The organism is Falsochrobactrum ovis (genome assembly GCF_003259955.1).
GTDB lineage: Bacteria > Pseudomonadota > Alphaproteobacteria > Rhizobiales > Rhizobiaceae > Brucella > Brucella ovis_A.
Window position 1 is genome coordinate 1 of sequence record NZ_QLMK01000015.1, and the last position, 18341, is coordinate 18341.

An 18341-nucleotide genomic window follows, 5' to 3' on the forward strand; every position below is an offset into this window, starting at 1 on the left:
ATGCAAAGTAAACAAGGACGAAGCAACCTGCCGCTAGCAGCGCCGCCGCCCTCGTTGTGAAGCCATATAGACCCCAACAAACAAAACTGTCAACAAACAAAATGCAAAAAAGAAGGAATACTTTTCCACAGGGCTCGGATATGGGAATTAAAAAATTGAATTCAAGCGCCAGAGTAGCCAGAGCTGTGCCCGGAATTCAGAGGCACAGCGTTATTCCTGTCTTTATTATATATCGGACGTTAAAAACGCCGTTTAAAGGCTGAGCCGGATAGAAATAAATAGGGCCAGAAGCCGGAAAGCGACTTCATATTATCTTTTTGATTCATGCGATACCGCTGGCGTTCGGTTCAATAGATTGGCTTAGCTCAGCTTACCATGCGAATCGACTATTGGTCCTTAAGGCAGGAAGTCAGCGATTCTGCCAAATTACGAATTAGTTCAATATAAAGATTCGGCCCATTTTCGAGTTCGGACCCTAATGGATCTAAAATACCGACCTTAGCGGGCGTTCCTTCAATAATAGTGTCGATTATCCGAGGCTCAAATTGCGGTTCTGCAAAAACGCAGGTCGCGCCAAGAGCTTTCACTTTCTCCCGAATCTCTTTGATTCGCGCAGCACCAGGCGCTTTTTCAGGGCTTACAGTAATCGAACCGGCAACGGTGAGGCCGAATCGATTCTCGAAATACTGGTATGCATCATGAAAAACGATGAAAGGCTTGCCCCGGATAGGCGAGAGTTCAGCCGTGACGTCTTTGGTTAGCGCGTCAAGTCGTTGCGCATAATTCTTCGCATTATCAGCAAATTGGGTAGCGTGAGCAGGATCGTTCTTACTTAAAACTCGCGCAATTTCATATAAAACTATCTTGGCATTTTCGGGATCAAGCCAGAAATGCAAATCATATTCCTGATGCTCGTGGTGAACAGCGCGATCCGAATCATGAGCGTGAGTGCTATTTTCATGCGCATTTACAGGCTCTTCATGATTTTCGCTGTGATCATGAGCCTCGAACGGTCCTCCTTCGCGCAAATTCAATAATTTTAGGTTTGGAGTTTCCACTAAAGGATAAACTTGCGCGCCCTCGCCTAATGTTTCAATTGATTTAGCGAGAAAGTTTTCCATGGCGGGCCCCGCCCAGAAAATCACCTTCGCATTTTGTAATGCCTCGGCATCGGAAGGTTTTAAGCTATAAACATGTTCTGAGCCTGCGCCTTGCACAATCAACGAAGGTTCGCCCACACCCTCCATAACCGCCGAAACCAGTGAATGCAGCGGCTTGATAGAAACAACTACCCCGTCTCTCTCAGCATAGGCTGACACCGCCGTCGCAAGAAGAAAGCCGCAGCTAATAACAATATTAAGAAAAAAATTCATACGGCCTCACTTGACGTTTAACCATGATTAGCGACATTATATATGTGATGTTATAACAATAATCCGATCATGTAATATAGCTATTTCGGGCAGGCAATAGTTTTTGATTATTCTTATCAATCACAACCGGCGGTGGCTTGTTGAAAGCCATAATGATTTTAGAGCGAAAGCGCGGTCATGACCTCAAAATTTGGTCACCCCATAACGAGCGGACAAGAGCTACTCATTAAATTAGAAAAGGCCGGAATTTATCGTGCGGGCCGTTGGCTGGTGCGCGATATCGATTTAGCCTTACACCGGGGGGAGATCGTTACCCTTATTGGCCCTAATGGTGCGGGAAAAAGCACAACTGCTAAGCTGGCTTTGCGCGTGCTCAAACCCGACACCGGAAAAGTCATTCATAAGGATGGCCTTCAGATTGGTTACGTTCCACAGACCATCACGATTGATCCAAATTTGCCGCTTTCGGTGAAGCGTCTAATGACTCTCACGGGAAAATTGAGCGACAAAGAAATAGAACGGGCACTGGACGTCGTCGGCATACCGCATCTTCTCAAAGCCGAGGTGGCTCATTTGTCCGGAGGCGAACTTCAGCGTGCGTTGATAGCGCGCGCGCTTGCCAAAAAACCAGATATTATGGTGCTGGACGAACCTGTGCAGGGCGTAGATTTTTCTGGAGAAGCTGCGCTTTATGAATTGATCGCCCGGCTGCGCGATGAGACTGGCTGCGGTATTTTGTTGATATCTCATGATCTCCATTTGGTCATGGCCGCAACTGATCGGGTCATCTGTTTGAACGGACATGTTTGTTGCAGCGGATCACCTCGGGATGTAACCGCAAGTCCCGAATATATGAAATTATTTGGAAGCCGCGCCGCCGGTGTTTTAGCCTTTTACGAGCATCATCACGATCACACACATTTACCCGACGGTCGTGTGCTCCATGCGGATGGAAGCATAACCGAACATTGCCATGCGGAAGATGGACATCATCACCATGAGGGAACGGGCTGATGCTGGATGATTTTTTCACCCGTGCGCTTGTTGCTGGCGTTGGGATTGCGCTAATCGCAGGCCCGCTTGGCTGTTTTATCGTCTGGCGGAGAATGGCCTATTTTGGCGACACCATGGCTCACTCAGCGCTGCTTGGTGTGGCGCTGGCGATTATGCTCGACATTAATCTGATGGTTGGTGTCTTCACTGTTGCAGTCGTGATATCTGGCTTGCTGCTGCCCCTACAAAGTCGCCATACTTTATCAAGCGATTCTCTTCTTGGAATTCTGTCTCATGCAACGCTGGCTTTGGGGCTTGTCATCGTCGCATTTATGACATGGATACGCGTTGATTTGCTGTCGTTTCTTTTCGGCGATCTTTTGGCCGTCTCACGAATGGATATAGGCTTTATATATGGAGGCGGGATTCTCGTATTAGGCGTGTTGACCAAGTTGTGGCACCCTCTTCTTGCTGCGACAGTAAGCGAAGATATCGCACGTGCAGAGGGTCAAAACCCCGCACTTTGCCGAATTGTCTTCATGCTTCTTCTTGCAATTGTGATTGCAATCGCGATGAAAATTGTCGGCATTCTGTTAATCACGTCATTGCTAATCATTCCGGCCGCAACAGCACGGCGTTACGGGTCATCGCCGGAGCAAATGGCTGTTCTCGCCTCTTTGATTGGTGTTGTGGGGGTTATTGGTGGCCTATATGGGTCTCGTCATTTCGACACCCCGTCCGGCCCCTCAATCGTCGTTGCCGCTCTGGCTATTTTCATTCTCAATCTCTTACCCTTAAATAGGCTGGTTCGTGGAAAACCGCGCAGCGATTCTCCGCCTACGGTTTCGGCAGAACCAAATCTAGAGGCTTCAACCAAATGGACCCCTGGACAATGAACAATCATCGCCAACATCACGCCTCACCGGAATTAACCCGCAATCAGACGCTGGTTTTTGACGTTTTGTCCAAAGCGGAAGGACCGCTGAGCGCTTATACCATTCTCGACCAGCTGCGTGGCGATGGTTTTCGTGCGCCTTTGCAAGTCTATCGCGCTTTGGAAAAATTACTCGATTACGGAATGATCCATCGGCTCGAAAGCCTCAATGCTTTCGTCGCTTGTGCTCATCCGCAATGTCATAATCATGATCTCATTGCTTTTGCAATTTGCGATCAATGTGGCCAGATCACTGAATTTTCCGATACAGCGATTGAAAATTTGGTCAGCGCGTGGGGCTTACAAAACGGATTTGAAACCAACAAAACGACACTTGAGCTGCGCGGTCTTTGTAAAAAATGCACAGAACATTGATGAATTTCCGCTGGCTTAGCGGGTTCTATCTTGCTGTTCGCCGAACGCTTCCCAAAAGCCGATTAAGCTGCATGCATTTAGATGCAAGCAAATAATCAATGGCGCTTTTCTCAAATCGGAAAGTTCAAACAGCTGACCGGAATGGAAACCATCCTCGATCAGCCAATGCCGAATTTACATTAAATGTTGAACTTCCGGCATTTCGATAAAGCCTAGAGAAAGTGCCGTCGCTACCGCTGATGTGCGATTAGAACAATTAAGCTTGATCTTCGCATTTTGCAGATATGTAACCACCGTCCAGCGGGCAATATTAAGAATTTCAGCGATCTCCCCGTCGGTCTTGCCATTAGCAGCCCAACGCAGACAATCAATTTCGCGCGGTGTCAACAATGATGCCACGGCACTTGGATCTTTACAGCCACAAAGGGCATTATGGATAAGACCGGAAAGGCTCAATAGCCGCGGCCGCAATCGGGCGACGAACTGCTTGCGATCTTCTCCTTCATCCATGTCAAAACTAAACAAAGTGCACCCTGGCGCACCTTTTGGATTGCGCGCTGATACAGCAATAAAGACATTCCCGATACTATGCTTCTCTGCGTCTTGCAGTAATTCGGCAACCGCTGGGCAAATATCGGCATCTTCTTTTAGATCTCTTACAATGCCGCTGGCATCATTGCGAAAATATGGTGCGTCTTCCTGAAAAATTGGATCAACTACAAAATAGTTCTTGCTGGCATAGCGCGTTGCCCAATTCGTAGGTACAGTCAGCACAACAGTTAGGTCCGAAGAACCGGGTCTAGTGCAGTCCCCTACCCGTCCTCGGAAATTATGGATAATATGTCGGCAGCCAATTTCATCGCGAATGCGGCTCAAAAGCGCCAAGGTATCGCTCTGAAAAGCGGTACCGAAAAAAGTTCGTTTAAAATTTGGAAAATGGATCAAATCAAGAGTCATTAGGCCAATATCCTTGGTAAAATTTGGTCAATTCTTGCTGTCGTGTAAAAACACAAAAATCATTATTTAAGTGGCTTTAATTGTTTTAAGTCAGGTAAAAATGGGATTTGGGACGTCCCACAATTAATTGATTGCGGAAACTTACACACAAAAACAGTATAAAATGTGGCTTTTCCTTGAAAACCGTTTCGAAAAAAGTGACTGATATATTGTAAAGCCCCGTTCACGCCCCAAAGTGTTCCTTTTAAGAACACCTTGCCCGGATGATCTTGGCCCCGCGGCGCAGAGCCAAATGAAAGTGATTCCGGCTGACTCTCTCTGGTCGAAATTCGCTTGCGGATATTTTGTTCAAATAGCAGGTCAAAACACGCAACCTTGTAAGGTCTTGTCAGAATAATCTCTGTGCTATGGTCCAATCAGATCTGGTCATATCCGCAGATCTGGACTTTATCAGATTTGGACTTCCTACGATTCTTCGTGAATATTTTGGATAAACCATCCAATGGCGTTTGCTAAGCCTCTGAAAAAATGGTTCACTTGCCTGATGGCGCCATTATGTCATCAGGACGTCATTGAGGGTAGCTATCGGGAAAACGAACGCGGGAATCATCCAAAGACGTTCGACCTGACTGAATTTGGGAGTCGAGAATGCTAATTCATACCACGCGCCTATTGACTATTACGACTGCGATTGCCGTTACGGGCGTTTCAATTGCGGTCGCGGAACCGTCAGAGGAATTGATTGCCGCAGCAAAAGCGGAAGGGGAGCTGACCACTATTGCTTTGCCTCACGATTGGTGCGGCTATGGGGAAATTATTCAAAGTTTTAAAGATAAATACGGCATTAAGGTCAATGAGTTGAACCCTGACGCCGGCTCGGGCGACGAAATCGAGGCAATCAAAGCGAACAAAAACAATAAGGGCCCGCAGGCACCAGACGTCATTGATGTCGGCTTTGCTTTTGGAACCTCTGCCAAGAAGGAAGGTTTGCTCCAGCCCTATAAAGTGTCCACTTGGGATGAAATCCCTGACAATGCGAAAGATCCCGAAGGCTATTGGTACGGCGATTATTACGGCGTTCTCGCTTTTGAGATAAATAAAGACATCGTTCAGAATCTTCCGCAAGATTGGGAAGACCTTTTGAAAAGCGAGTATGCCAACGCGGTTGCGCTCGCGGGCGATCCTCGCGTTTCGACCCAGGCAATTCTTAGCGTTCAAGCAGCAGGCATTGCCCGGGGTGCTGAATCAGCGGAAGAGGCAGGCAAAAGAGGCCTTGAATTTTATAAAGAGTTGAATGCTAATGGGAATTTCGTTCCGGTGATCGGCAAGGCTGCATCTCTTGCCCAAGGATCGACACCCATCGTTGTCCGCTGGGACTACAATTCTCTTGCAGACCGCGACACTTTAAACGGCAATCCTGAGATTGAAACCATCATTCCAAATTCCGGCGTGATTGCAGGTGTTTACGTTCAGGCGATCAGCGCTTACGCGCCGCATCCAAATGCAGCAAAGCTTTGGATGGAACATCTTTATTCAGATGAAGGACAGATCGGCTATCTGAAGGGCTATTGCCATCCGATTCGGTTCAACGCCATGGTTGAAGCTGGGAAGATACCACAGGATCTGTTGGACAAATTACCGCCAGCAGAAGCTTATCAAAAGGCTATTTTCCCGACGCTTGACGAAATCGAAGCCGCTCAAGAAGTCATCACCAAGGAATGGGACAGCGTCGTCGGCGCTAACGTTCAATAATCCGCGGATATTTATGGTCAAGTTCTGTGGCGGTCATCCTCTGGTCGCCGCAGAACTCTCAGTCATCTGAAGAAAGACTGCATGAGCACTGCCAATTCAACCCCATCTCCGGGCGCTATGTCTGGAAGCACAATTTCTGGGAGCACAAAGCGTAAGCGTCAAATTCCGCTTTCATGGCTTGGCGTCGCGCCTTTTTTTCTGTTCGCTTTCTTATTTCTTCTTTGGCCGACCATGTATCTCGTGGTGGGCGCGTTTCAGGATTCGGCAGGCAATTTTACCTTCCAGAATATAAAAGATCTTTTTGAACCGCAGATCATGAGCGCCTATTGGGTTTCGCTCAAAGTTAGTTTCGCCTCCGCTGTGGGTGGTGCGATCATTGGCTTTTTCCTAGCTTGGTCTGTGGTGCTTGGCAATTTGCCGCGCTGGCTTCGACCGGCGGTTTTGACCTTTTCCGGGGTTGCGTCCAACTTCGCTGGAATACCTCTTGCTTTTGCCTTTCTTGCAACTTTAGGGCGCACCGGACTTGTGACAGTGTTGCTGCGCGAGTGGTTCGGCTTTAATCTCTATTCCACGGGCTTCAATTTACTTAGCTTTTGGGGACTAACCATCACTTATTTGTTCTTTCAGATTCCGTTGATGGTCCTCATTTTAACCCCAGCGCTGGACGGCCTCAAAAAAGAATGGCGGGAAGCTTCGTCGATCTTAGGCGCAACCAATTTGCAATATTGGCGCATGGTGGCCTTTCCGATTTTGTGGCCTAGCCTATTGGGCACAACCTTGCTGCTTTTTGCCAATGCTTTTGGTGCCGTCGCCACGGCCTATGCATTAACCGGGTCCTCACTCAACATCGTGCCTATCCTGCTTTATGCGCAGATTCGTGGCGATGTTTTGCACAATCAGCATTTAGGCTACGCCCTTGCGCTAGGCATGATCGTTATTACAGCCCTGTCCAACCTCCTTTACATCTGGCTGCGTATGCGCGCTGAAAGGTGGCAACGATGAAAAAGGGTTTTAGCGTTCAAAAAATCGGCGCATGGATCGCGTTTTTGATTGGTGCGATTTACTTCATCGTACCGCTGATAGGAACATTTGAATTTTCGCTGCGCATGCGGCGGGGTGAATATTCTTTTGATGCCTATCGCGTCGTGTTCGGCGATCCAAATTTCCAGGCGACATTCTTATACTCTATCATCCTGGGTTTTCTGACGATCATTTTCGGGGTGTTGCTTGTCGTTCCGACAGCTTATTGGGTCAGACTGCGCGTACCCTATCTGCGTCCTTTGGTCGAGTTTATCACCTTGATGCCATTGGTCATTCCGGCGATCGTGATCGTCTTTGGCTATCTTCGTATCTATAATTCATCGTCATGGTTGCCGTTCACATCATCAACCAAAGCAACCGATTTGTTGTTGATGTTTGGTTATGTGACATTATCGCTGCCCTATATGTATCGCGCTATTGATACTGCCATGCGTACGATAGATGTACGCACACTGACCGAAGCCGCGCAAAGCCTGGGCGCGAATTGGACTACGATCATGTTCAGGGTTATTTTCCCCAACGTCATTTCCGGTGTCATGAGCGGGGCATTTATTACCTTCGCGATTGTCATCGGCGAGTTCACGCTCGCCTCATTGCTGAACCGCCCGGCCTTCGGGCCCTATTTGCAGCTTGTCGGCGCAAATCGGGCATATGAACCCTCCGCACTGGCGATCATATCCTTTGGCATCACATGGCTAAGCATAATTATGTTACAGCTCATGTCACGCCTGAATAAATTCAAAATAACTGCCGGGTAACATTCATGGCCTTTCTTAATCTCGAGAACCTGAAAAAGAGCTTCGGCACCAATACCGTCGTTCATGATTTTAACCTTGCTGTCGAACAAGGCGAGTTCATATCCTTCTTGGGCCCGTCCGGATGCGGTAAAACTACTGTATTGCGTATGATCGCGGGCTTTGAAACCCCTGACAGCGGAGCTATCGAGCTTAACGGCAAGGACATCGTCAACCTCAAGCCAAATCAGCGAAGCATCGGCATGGTTTTTCAGGCCTATGCGCTGTTTCCGAATATGACCGTTGCCCAAAATGTTTCTTTCGGGCTTCGTGTTTCAGGAAAACGAAAGGCTGAAATTGATGCAACGGTCAGCGAAATGCTCAGCCTTATCCGGTTGGAACATTTGGCAGACCGCTTTCCGTATCAAATGTCGGGCGGGCAACAACAGCGGGTGGCTTTGGCCCGCGCGCTTGCGACCAAGCCGCAAGTCCTTTTGCTTGATGAGCCGCTCTCAGCGCTTGATGCCAAAATTCGCATTTCGCTGCGCCAAGAGATCCGCGCTATCCAGCAAAAGCTGGGAATTACTACGGTTTTCGTAACCCACGATCAGGAAGAGGCCCTATCAATTTCTGATCGCGTGGTGGTCATGCATGAAGGCCGGGCGGATCAGATTGGTACACCGTTCGATATTTACAACCGCCCAGCATCTCGTTTCGTCGCGTCTTTTGTTGGGACACTCAATATGCTGGAAGCCACTGTTAGCGAACCGGCAGATAACAGTATTGAGCTTGACGGCAACAAGATCACTTTGCGCGATGATTTAACCCATCATGCTAAAGGTAAATCGCTTACTTTGGCGCTACGCCCAGAGGCTGTTAGTCTGGAAGCGCGCAAAAATCATGACACTTCGGTCAATGCTATCATTGAGGACGTCCATTTTCTTGGCTCGGTCATTCGTACCCGGGTGTCACTGGGAACAAACAGGTTATCATTTGACAGTTTCAACGACCCGACACAGCCACCACCCCAGCGGGGAGATGAGGTGACCATCCATTTTGCAGCACATGATTTGCTGGTGATCTCAGACTAAGAAAAAAGCCGCCAGATGGCGGCTTTTCTACTGGAGGGTTAAGCGCCCCACGGACCGTGAAAGTCGCCTTCCTTATCAACGCGCTTAAAGCCATGCGCGCCAAAGAAATCACGCTGTCCCTGAATGACATTTGCGGTTCCGAGCGACTGGGTAAAGCTGTCAAAATAGTTGAGCGCAGATGCCAAAGCAGGAACCGGCAGCCCAGCCATTGCGGCTTGAGCCACGATTTTGCGCAAGCTTTGCGACGCAATCCGCATACGTTCGACAAAAGCCGGTACCAATAACAGGTTTTCGACTTCGCTGCCTTCAAAGGCTTGCGCAATATCATCGAGAAATTGCGAACGAATAATGCAGCCCTCGCGCCAGATGCGCGCAGTGGTTGCCAGCGGAATATTCCATCCATGCTCCTTGGAAGCGCCAGCCATGACAGCAAATCCTTGAGCATAGGCTGCAATTTTACCCGCAAGAAGCCCCTGCTCCAATTCCACAAGGAAGCTTGCGCGATCAGCAATATTTAAGGTGCGTGGAGCGGGTTTATAAACCTCTTCGGCCGCCAGTCGCTCACGCTTAAGGGCAGAAATCGAGCGCGCTGCAACCGCAGCTTCAATAGCTGTTGCAGGCACGCCAAGCATTTGCGCTTCAATAGCTGACCAGCGCCCGGTGCCCTTTTGACCCGCTTCATCAAGGATCACATCCACCATCGGCTTTCCGGTTTCAGGATCGGTGGCTTTGAGAACTTTAGCCGTAATTTCAATCAGATAGGAATTAAGCTGACCCGCATTCCATCCTTCAAAAATTTCGCCAATCTCTGCTGCACCAAGGCCCAGACCATCGCGCAAAACACCATAAATTTCAGCGATCATCTGCATATCGGCATATTCGATGCCGTTATGGATCGTTTTAACAAAATGCCCAGCACCATCGGGACCAACCAATGCGCAGCAAGGTTCACCATTATATTTCGCGGCTGCCGCCAGCAGGATCGGTGCAATCCGGTCATAAGCCTCTTGCGTCCCGCCCACCATCATTGATGGTCCATGGCGCGCACCTTCGGCCCCACCGGAAACACCCATGCCGACAAAGGTCGGATCATTCGGCCCCAAAGCCTTGAGGCGGCGCATCGTGTCGCGATAATCCGAATTACCGGCATCGATCATGATGTCGCCCTTTTCAAGATAGGTCTTGAGGCGAGCTGTTTCCGCATCGACAGGCGCGCCAGCCTTGATGAGGAAAATAATCGGGCGCGGCGCACGAATATTGGCGGCCAGCGCTTCAAATGTTGGGCAAGGAATAAGGCGGTCGGCGAGCGCACCAGCTTTTTCTATAAAAGCATTCAGAACAGGCTCATCCCGATCATAGACTGCTACCCTGTAGCCTTTCTCGGCTATGTTCAGCGCTAGGTTAGAACCCATCACGCCAAGTCCTACCATTCCGATATCTGCTTTTTCCATTTTTTGACCTGCCTGCTAAACTGAAGAGGTGAAGCCACTAAGCAGCGTTAGAGCCGCGTAACCTCGCACCTGTGAATGCTGATCTAGGACAGTTAGAGCAGTTTTAACAGGACGTCATCGTGAAATTCACGTGATTTGCGCGATTGTTGGCCTATTCGATCCGGTTTTACGGGCTAAATAGCTTTATCAACCGAAAATCCATCAAGGAAACCTTTCCGCCAATAACCTCAGCGCGGCGCAGCTTGTCCATGATTTACGGTGCGCTTTTCGCGGATGCACAGCCGAGCATCGCCCGGCATTTACGCGCCGGGCGGCTCTAGACACTGACCGATGCCATCGGTCGATTAGATCACGTAGGATTGGAGCGGCTCAAAACCGTTAAATGCCACTGCAGAATAGGTGGTGGTATAGGCGCCGGTACCTTTTATCAGCACTTCATCGCCAATAGTCAGCGAAACCGGCAGCGGGTAAGGCGTCTTTTCATAAAGAACATCCGCACTATCGCAGGTTGGGCCCGCCAATACGCAAGGCTCTGTTTCGCTTCCGTCGTGCGGAGTGACAATCTGATAGCGAATAGCCTCGTCCATCGTTTCAGCGAGTCCGCCGAATTTGCCGATATCGAGATAAACCCAGCGCACATTATCATTATTCGCTTTGCGTGAGATAAGAACCACTTCGGTCTTGATCACACCCGCATTGCCCACCATGCCGCGGCCCGGCTCTATAATAGTTTCCGGAATACGGTTGCCAAAATGCTTGGACAGAGCATCGAAAATCGCCATCCCATAGATTTGAGCGGTGGGCACATCTTTGAGATAGCGGGTCGGGAAACCGCCACCCATATTGACCATGCGCAACATGATGCCTTCATCCGCAAGCGTGCGGAATACCGACGCTGCATCCGCCAAAGCGCGATCCCATGCGGTTAGATCGGTCTGCTGTGAACCCACATGAAAGGATACACCATAAGCGTCGAGGCCGCATATTTTCGCATGACGCAAAACGTCAGTCGCCATTGCTGGCACGCAGCCAAATTTGCGCGACAATGGCCATTCTGCACCTTCGCCATCGGTCAATACACGGCAGAACACCCGGCTGCCGGGCGCTGCACGAGCAATTTTTTCGACTTCTTCCACGCAATCAACCGCATAAAGGCGAATGCCTAATTCGAAGGCGCGGGCAATATCACGCTCTTTTTTAATCGTATTGCCATATGAAATACGATCAGGCGTTGCGCCTGCATCAAGCGCCATTTCGATTTCAGCCACCGAGGCCGTGTCGAAACAAGAGCCGAGCGAAGCAAGCAGCTGCAGGATTTCTGGCGCAGGATTAGCCTTCACCGCATAAAAAATGCGCGAATATGGCAATGCCTTTTCGAAATTTTGGAAATTTTCGCGGATAACGTCAGTATCGACAATCAAGCAAGGTCCATCGGGACGACGGGTGTTCAGAAAATCCAGAATGCGTTGTGTTGCCATGGTCATTCTCCCAAACGACTTATATGCCGTTTCAACGGGGACAAAGTGTGCATGAGGGCGACCGCTGTGACGCCAGCCTTTGGAGGTGCTGACTTCACACGAAAGCTCATGCGGTGGTGAAACAACGCGATCACCGCGTCATTCCGCTTTGTCTGCCTTGGCTTGGAATTGGGAGAACCGCATCCGCACTGCCGGCAATGAAGGTGTGCCTCTTCAGTAATCCCGGCTTTTGGACAGCCGGAAGACACCAGAAAGGCCCGCACCGTCGTTGCTTCAAGATGTCCTCGATCTGCCGGTTGGCCATCAGATCGACTGGAACGGTTAGGTCCAGGTACCGTACCGAATTCCTCACCATTCGAGGATCGGCGGACACCCACAGGCACGTGCGACTTTGGGCAAAATGCCATATAGTCGCAAACCCATTATGATTCAATGATAATTTTCCGTAAATGAGAATTAATTTTGAGCACTTCTTTGCCTGCACGCACCCATCCACTGTTCAGTAAAACTGAAACAATGTCTGTCCAATCAGCAATTACCCGTATAAACTGACAGGCAATGTGCGAAAATGATAAACAACGGAGTTGAAAATCGCGTCAATGTGCATCGGGCTCTTTTAAAATCGATGCTTCTCAGCCGAAATTGCTCCGACTATGAAACTGCGAGCCTTACGAAACATTTGTAACGACCAGCCAATCATCAGGATAAAATATGGACACTCTTACCCGCATGCGCGCTTTCATAGAGGTGGTTGATGCAGAAGGCTTTTCAGCTGCGGCACGCAAAATTGGTCGTTCGAAAGCATTGCTTTCAAAATATGTGCGTGAGCTGGAGGATGATCTGGGAGTACGGCTTCTGAACCGAACAACCCGGCAGTTTTCGCTTACCGAAGCCGGGCACACCTATTATCACCGGGCCATCGAAATTATTCGAGACATTGATGCCTTACAGGATGCTGTGAGCGAAACCAGTGCCAATGCGCGCGGACGTGTCAAACTTTCAGCACCCCGCACTTTTGCAGATGCAGCAATCGGAAAATCCTTGGTGGATTTTTGTCTCGCACATCCGGAAATCGTTCTAGAAGTCCATCTTGATGATCGCTTTGTCGATCTCGTCGAGGAAGGTTTCGATCTGGCCATTCGCATTACTCGCCTTCAAGATTCCTCTCTGATTGCAAAGCGCTTGGCGCCTTTCCACGTGGTGCTTTGCGGCGCACCTTCGCTGATTGAGCGTGTCGGAATGCCCGAGCGCCCGGAGGATTTGATTGAAAAACCCTGTATAGTCGATACCAATTCGCGTTCGCGCAATAATTGGCACTTTCGTAATAGCGACGGGTCTCTGATGACGGTAAATGTTCGGGGTTCGATGGAAATTAACAGTCCTGTAGCCACCAAACATGCGGCAATTGCTGGTTTGGGCTTTTGCTCTCTTCCCGGTTTCATTGCCGATGAAGAAATCGAAAAGGGCAGTTTAGTGCCTTGTCTAGACGAATTCACCATCAAAGATGGCGGCATTTACGTGGTTTACCCCCATCGGCGATATTTGCCAGCGAAAACCCGGGCGGTGGTCGATTTTCTTGCCAAATGGTTTAAAGACCGAGCGAACGGGTAAATTGCCGCGTATACCAATTTCACCCTCTGTATTTTTACGATTTTAATCGCGCTTTCTTTGATTCAATGCTCGCAGCCAGAACACTGCAAAAAAGCTTAGAACAAATATGATCGGAAAAATGACAGCGAGTATCTGGGAATATTCACCAAGTGCCAGCATAATCATCGGCACGAAATAAGCGAGAGTGCCAAAGCCAAGCAAAATAAGGATCGCTGCAAGAGCGGGACTTTTGTTGTTGGTTTTATCGGCCACGATGTCTGAACTCCCCAAGCCGTCGAATTTGCTGTCCGTTTTCATCGAAATTTTCAGGCGCAAGCCATACCTGATAATTCTGTTTTAGATCCGGCCATTCACTATCGATAATCGAGAACCATGCCGTATCGCGGTTCTGACCTTTGACCACCATATGATGCCTAAACACGCCTTCAAAGCGAAATCCAAAACGTTCGGCAGCGCGCTTGGACGGACCATTTTCATTATGGCATTTCCATTCGTAACGCCGATAGCCCAATTCATCAAAAACATATTGCATGAACAAAAATTGCGCTTCAGTAGCGGCAGGCTTTCGCGAAATTGGCGGGCCCCAATAGATGCTGCCAATCTCGATTACTCCATGCAGAGGCTCAACCCGCATCAGCGCCTGCCGTCCGGCAACCTTGCCACTGTCTTTGTCAATGACAGCAAAAAAGAGCGGATCATCGCTTGCTTCTGCTTTCTCAAGCCAAGGCTGCATATCAGCACGGATTTTTGGCGGATATTCAAAGAGCCATTTGAACCGCTCATCGGCGTCTGATACCGAAGAAACTTCAAAAAGTTCGTCACCGTGCCGCGCTATATTGAGCGGCTCAAGCCGCACATAGCGCCCGTCAAGAATTTTACGTTCTGGTCGTTTGCGCGGTGACCATTGGCTCAAATCACGCATCCCTTCTCCTCCGCCCTTGTCCTCCGCCGCGAAGATGAGCATAAAAGCCTATCCGCGAAAACCAGAATCTTCGTTTCAGCCATGACGCATCGACGCACGGTCAATCGACACCGCTTTGACAAGAGCAAAGACTTGTTCACCTTCGCGAAGCTGAAGTTCATCGACGGATCGGCAAGTCAGCCGGGCATAAAGCTGCTTTTGCTGAAATTTAAGTTTTAGCAGAGCGTCTGCGCCGTCACTTTTCTCAATAGCAATGATCGTTACTGGCAAAACATTCCGGATACTAATCTGATCGGGGAGGACACAGGCGATAGAGACATCGCGAGAGCGTATACGAAGCCTAACCAACATATTTTCATGCAGATCTTGGTCGCTTAGTTGAAAAATCGCTCCCCCAAGATCAACCTCGGCCAAATGATATTGGGGATCGCGAGAAAGAACCCTGCCCTCAAAAAGCACGCTCATTTCATCATCCTCACCAAGCAAGGTGAAAAGATCAACTGTCTTTCCGCTGGCCTCTATCACTCCATTCTTGAGCAAAACGAGCTTATCTGCCAGACGTGCCACTTCATCCACTTCATGGCTGACATAGAGGATCGGTAGCCCGCTTTCATCGCGAAGCCGTTCGATAAAGGGCAAAATTTCTTGGCGTCTGGCGTGGTCTAACGATGATAATGGCTCGTCCAGCAACAAAAGCGATGGATCAGACAGCAAAGCACGACCAATGGCCACGCGCTGTCGCTCCCCGCCGGACAGCGTATCTGGTCGCCGGTTTAGCAAATGCCGGATGCCGAGCATCTCTATAACTTCGTCAAGATCTCGCTGTGCGGATCGCCGACCAGCCCAGCGGGCATAGGTTAAATTGCGCAGCACGGACATATAGGGAAATAGCCGGGAATCTTGAAAAACATACCCTATCCGTCGCTGTTCGGGCGGCAGGTTGATCCGGCGTTCAGAATCAAACCACGTTATATTGCCAATCGTTATGCGCCCATGCGTTGGACGTTGCGTCCCGGCAATCATTTTAAGCAAAGTGGTTTTACCCGCGCCGGACGGGCCGAAAATTGCAGTTACGCCAGCATCTGCCTCAAAAGTTGCGTTAAGCGCAAAATCGCCGTTTGAACCGGTAATCGCAACTGCAAGACAGCTCATCGCGCAACCCTTGAAAGCTTGCGCTGAAACCATTCTGAAAGCACCACCGCAATAATCGATATGCTGACAGAGATAAATATCAGGCGTAACGCGATATTGTCGCCAGAAGGGGTTTGCAACAAGGAATAAACCGCCAATGAAAGGGTTTGCGTTTCGCCTGGAATATTGGATACGAAGGTAATTGTCGCTCCGAATTCGCCCAGCGCTTTGGCAAATCCCAATATGGCTCCTGCCAAAATTCCCGGCAACAAAGCCGGAAGAATGACTGTGCAAAAAACGACGATTCGGTTGGCGCCAAGCGTTCTTGCCGCCTCTTCCAGCCCCCTATCAAGCCCCTCTATCGAAAGGCGCATTGGTCGTACCAGCAAAGGAAATGCCATTACACCTGCGGCAAGTGCAGCGCCCGTCCAGCGAAAAGCAAACGAAATACTCAGCCATTCCTGCAAAACCGAACCCAATGCGCCACGAGTTCCAAACAACACCAGCAGGAAATAGCCGGTAACCACCGGCGGCAATACCAAAGGCATGGTAACCACTGCCTGAAGAAGCGATTTTCCAAAAAAATCATACCGTGCCAGCACCCAGGCCACAGCAAAGGCCAATGGCAGGGCGATGATGATTGCTGCACCAGCAATGCGAAGCGATAAGAGCACAATTGGCCAGACGCCAGCATCCAACATCACTGGACAGCCTCACGCGATTTAACAAAACCATTATTTTGAAAAATCGTCTGACCCGCTTCGCTGGCAAGAAAAGCCAGAAATTCTCTAGCAGCCTTTGTTTCTTGACCGGCCACTAAGGCTGCCGGATAAAGAATAGGCGGATGGCTTGAGGCGGGGAAGCGATAGGCTTCGACGAGCTCGGCAGCATGGCTACGATCAGACGCATAGACAATAGACGCATCCACTTCAGCTAGAGCAGCATATTGCAGTGCGACACGAACATTTTCCGTGAAAATCGCGTGATTTTTCGCCTCCGCCCACAAACCGAGTGTTTCTAACGCAGTTTTTGCATATTTGCCCGCTGGAACATTGGTGGGATCGCCCATCGCAAAGCGTCCCGAAGTCAGCAGCGACCGAATATCGGATTTATTCTGTCTTGGCTGCGTTGCAATGATCAGCGCATTTCCGGCGATAAGTTTTCGCGAATTTTCAACAAGCAGTTTGCGATCTTCGAGATAATTTATCCAATCAAGATCGGCAGATATGAAAATTTGTGCTGGCGCGCCCGCTTCTATCTGTTTGGCCAAAACTGAAGAAGCTGCAAAGGAAGCAACCACTGGCGCGCCGCCACGGATCTTGAACTGGCTGGCCGCCTCTTCAATGACATCTTTCAGGCTCGCAGCAGCAAAAACTAAGATTTTTTCAGCGGAATAGGCGGTGGACGGAACCATCATGGCTGCCAAAAGGAGAAAAGCCGCCATCCGTATCATTATCATCTGCTGCTAATCATCGACTGTTTGGGGCCCCTTGCTGCTGCCACTCTTTAGCTACCAATATGCTTCGGCAAGCCACGTAATTTCGCTAATTTGATCTGCTTTTGCCTCTCGGCATAGCGTGCACGATCTTCCGGTGTGCGCTCATCATAACATCCCGCGCAGGAAATTCCTTCCTCATAATATTGCGAAAGCTTGTCTTCCGGCGTTACTGGCCGGCGGCACGCACGACATAGTTCGACATCACTTTCGGTCAGGCCATGACCAACCGCAACCCGTTCGTCAAAAACAAAGCATTCGCCATTCCAACGGCTTTTTTCCTGAGGGACCTCTTCGAGATATTTCAAAATACCGCCTTTGAGATGATATACCTCGTCAAACCCCAAACCTTTGACAAAGGCAGTAGCCTTCTCGCAGCGAATCCCCCCGGTGCAGAACATGGCTATTTTCTTGCCTTCCAGCGCTTCACGATTTTGCTCTACCCATTCCGGAAACTCCCGAAACGTCTTGGTTTGTGGGTCGAGTGCCCGTTCAAAAGTCCCGATTGCGACTTCATAATCATTGCGCGTATCGATCACGACCGTGTTTTCATCGGCGATTAAATCATTCCATTCCTGCGGAGCCACATAGGTTCCCACGCTTTTCAGCGGATCAATCCCATCCACGCCCATGGTGACAATCTCACGTTTCAAACGAACCTTGAGACGATAGAAGGGCATTTGGCTTGCATAGGAATATTTCAGTTCCGGCTGGGACAGCTCGGGAATGGAAGTGATGAAATTCACTAATTTTTCAATCGCTTCAGCACTTCCGGCAACAGTGCCATTAATGCCTTCATTGGCAAGCAGCAGCGTGCCTTTGATGCCATTTGACGAGCATAATTCCGTGAACGGCTCGCGCAGGCTCTCAAATTGAGGCAAACGGGCAAAACAATATAGTGCGGCAACTTTAAACGGTAAGTTATTCATAGGTTCTATCTCTGGAAAAGTTCCAATCGGACTATCCCCCTCAAATGGCAAATTCAAGTCATTTATCCCCGTCA

The 18341-nt window shown here is 49.4% G+C and carries 18 protein-coding genes; 8 read left to right on the forward strand and 10 right to left on the reverse strand.

Annotated features, from left to right (window positions below):
• Window positions 1-386: 386 nt before the first annotated feature.
• On the reverse strand, window positions 387-1373 hold the full coding sequence (gene znuA, locus C7374_RS13355) for a zinc ABC transporter substrate-binding protein ZnuA (RefSeq protein WP_111576128.1): 987 nt from the start codon (window positions 1371-1373) through the stop codon (window positions 387-389).
• Window positions 1374-1550: 177 nt separating this feature from the next.
• Between znuA and C7374_RS13360 the strand changes: the two genes are divergently transcribed.
• Genes C7374_RS13360 through C7374_RS13370 form a run of 3 tightly spaced genes read left to right on the forward strand, consistent with a single transcriptional unit; the run spans window position 1551 to window position 3675 of the window.
• Window positions 1551-2387, forward strand: coding sequence for an ATP-binding cassette domain-containing protein (locus C7374_RS13360; RefSeq protein WP_111576129.1), 837 nt, complete (start codon window positions 1551-1553; stop codon window positions 2385-2387).
• Complete coding sequence (locus tag C7374_RS13365; protein WP_111576130.1) at window positions 2387-3262, forward strand: metal ABC transporter permease; 876 nt, start codon at window positions 2387-2389, stop codon at window positions 3260-3262. Before C7374_RS13360 ends, C7374_RS13365 begins: the two co-directional genes overlap by 1 nt.
• Window positions 3259-3675 carry a Fur family transcriptional regulator gene (locus C7374_RS13370; RefSeq protein WP_111576165.1) on the forward strand — a complete coding sequence of 139 codons (417 nt, stop codon included), beginning with the start codon at window positions 3259-3261 and terminating at the stop codon, window positions 3673-3675. The genes C7374_RS13365 and C7374_RS13370 overlap by 4 nt, the downstream gene beginning before the upstream one ends.
• Before the next feature lie 174 nt (window positions 3676-3849).
• Here the strand turns inward: C7374_RS13370 and C7374_RS13375 are convergent, their stop codons facing one another.
• Complete coding sequence (locus tag C7374_RS13375) at window positions 3850-4632, reverse strand: helix-turn-helix transcriptional regulator (RefSeq protein WP_111576131.1); 783 nt, start codon at window positions 4630-4632, stop codon at window positions 3850-3852.
• Window positions 4633-5280: 648 nt separating this feature from the next.
• Between C7374_RS13375 and C7374_RS13380 the strand changes: the two genes are divergently transcribed.
• The 4 genes from C7374_RS13380 (at window position 5281) to C7374_RS13395 (ending at window position 9250) form a co-directional block, all read left to right on the forward strand.
• Window positions 5281-6384 carry an ABC transporter substrate-binding protein gene (locus C7374_RS13380; protein ID WP_111576132.1) on the forward strand — a complete coding sequence of 368 codons (1104 nt, stop codon included), beginning with the start codon at window positions 5281-5283 and terminating at the stop codon, window positions 6382-6384.
• 117 nt (window positions 6385-6501) lie between these two features.
• Window positions 6502-7386: an ABC transporter permease gene (locus C7374_RS13385; protein WP_111576166.1), complete on the forward strand. Its 885-nt coding sequence runs from the start codon at window positions 6502-6504 to the stop codon at window positions 7384-7386.
• Window positions 7383-8183 carry an ABC transporter permease gene (locus C7374_RS13390; protein ID WP_111576133.1) on the forward strand — a complete coding sequence of 267 codons (801 nt, stop codon included), beginning with the start codon at window positions 7383-7385 and terminating at the stop codon, window positions 8181-8183. Before C7374_RS13385 ends, C7374_RS13390 begins: the two co-directional genes overlap by 4 nt.
• A gap of 5 nt (window positions 8184-8188) precedes the next feature.
• Window positions 8189-9250 carry an ABC transporter ATP-binding protein gene (locus tag C7374_RS13395; protein WP_111576134.1) on the forward strand — a complete coding sequence of 354 codons (1062 nt, stop codon included), beginning with the start codon at window positions 8189-8191 and terminating at the stop codon, window positions 9248-9250.
• Between the two features lie 38 nt (window positions 9251-9288).
• Here the strand turns inward: C7374_RS13395 and gndA are convergent, their stop codons facing one another.
• Both gndA and C7374_RS13405 read right to left on the reverse strand, forming a co-directional pair.
• A complete protein-coding gene (gndA, locus tag C7374_RS13400; protein ID WP_111576135.1) occupies window positions 9289-10701 on the reverse strand; it encodes an NADP-dependent phosphogluconate dehydrogenase in 1413 nt (470 codons plus the stop codon).
• A 344-nt stretch (window positions 10702-11045) separates the two neighbouring features.
• Window positions 11046-12179, reverse strand: a complete 1134-nt coding sequence (locus C7374_RS13405) for a type III PLP-dependent enzyme (protein WP_111576136.1) — start codon at window positions 12177-12179, stop codon at window positions 11046-11048.
• A 711-nt stretch (window positions 12180-12890) separates the two neighbouring features.
• Here C7374_RS13405 and C7374_RS13415 point away from each other — a divergent pair.
• Window positions 12891-13790 carry a LysR family transcriptional regulator gene (locus tag C7374_RS13415; protein ID WP_111576138.1) on the forward strand — a complete coding sequence of 300 codons (900 nt, stop codon included), beginning with the start codon at window positions 12891-12893 and terminating at the stop codon, window positions 13788-13790.
• 42 nt (window positions 13791-13832) lie between these two features.
• Here the strand turns inward: C7374_RS13415 and C7374_RS13420 are convergent, their stop codons facing one another.
• From C7374_RS13420 to trhO, 6 genes are all read right to left on the reverse strand, one after another.
• Complete coding sequence (locus tag C7374_RS13420; RefSeq protein WP_374850491.1) at window positions 13833-14042, reverse strand: hypothetical protein; 210 nt, start codon at window positions 14040-14042, stop codon at window positions 13833-13835.
• Entirely contained in the window at window positions 14032-14712 is a 681-nt protein-coding gene (locus tag C7374_RS13425; RefSeq protein ID WP_111576167.1) for a GNAT family N-acetyltransferase, read from the reverse strand. The genes C7374_RS13420 and C7374_RS13425 overlap by 11 nt, the downstream gene beginning before the upstream one ends.
• A 75-nt stretch (window positions 14713-14787) precedes the next feature.
• Window positions 14788-15864, reverse strand: coding sequence for a molybdenum ABC transporter ATP-binding protein (modC, locus tag C7374_RS13430; RefSeq protein WP_111576139.1), 1077 nt, complete (start codon window positions 15862-15864; stop codon window positions 14788-14790).
• The gene (gene modB / locus C7374_RS13435; protein WP_111576140.1) at window positions 15861-16544 is read right to left on the reverse strand and encodes a molybdate ABC transporter permease subunit; all 684 of its coding nucleotides are present in this window, start codon (window positions 16542-16544) and stop codon (window positions 15861-15863) included. The genes modC and modB overlap by 4 nt, the downstream gene beginning before the upstream one ends.
• Window positions 16544-17296, reverse strand: a complete 753-nt coding sequence (gene modA / locus C7374_RS13440) for a molybdate ABC transporter substrate-binding protein (RefSeq protein ID WP_374850494.1) — start codon at window positions 17294-17296, stop codon at window positions 16544-16546. The genes modB and modA overlap by 1 nt, the downstream gene beginning before the upstream one ends.
• 53 nt (window positions 17297-17349) lie before the next feature.
• Window positions 17350-18267, reverse strand: coding sequence for an oxygen-dependent tRNA uridine(34) hydroxylase TrhO (trhO, locus tag C7374_RS13445; protein WP_111576141.1), 918 nt, complete (start codon window positions 18265-18267; stop codon window positions 17350-17352).
• Window positions 18268-18341: the final 74 nt, after the last annotated feature.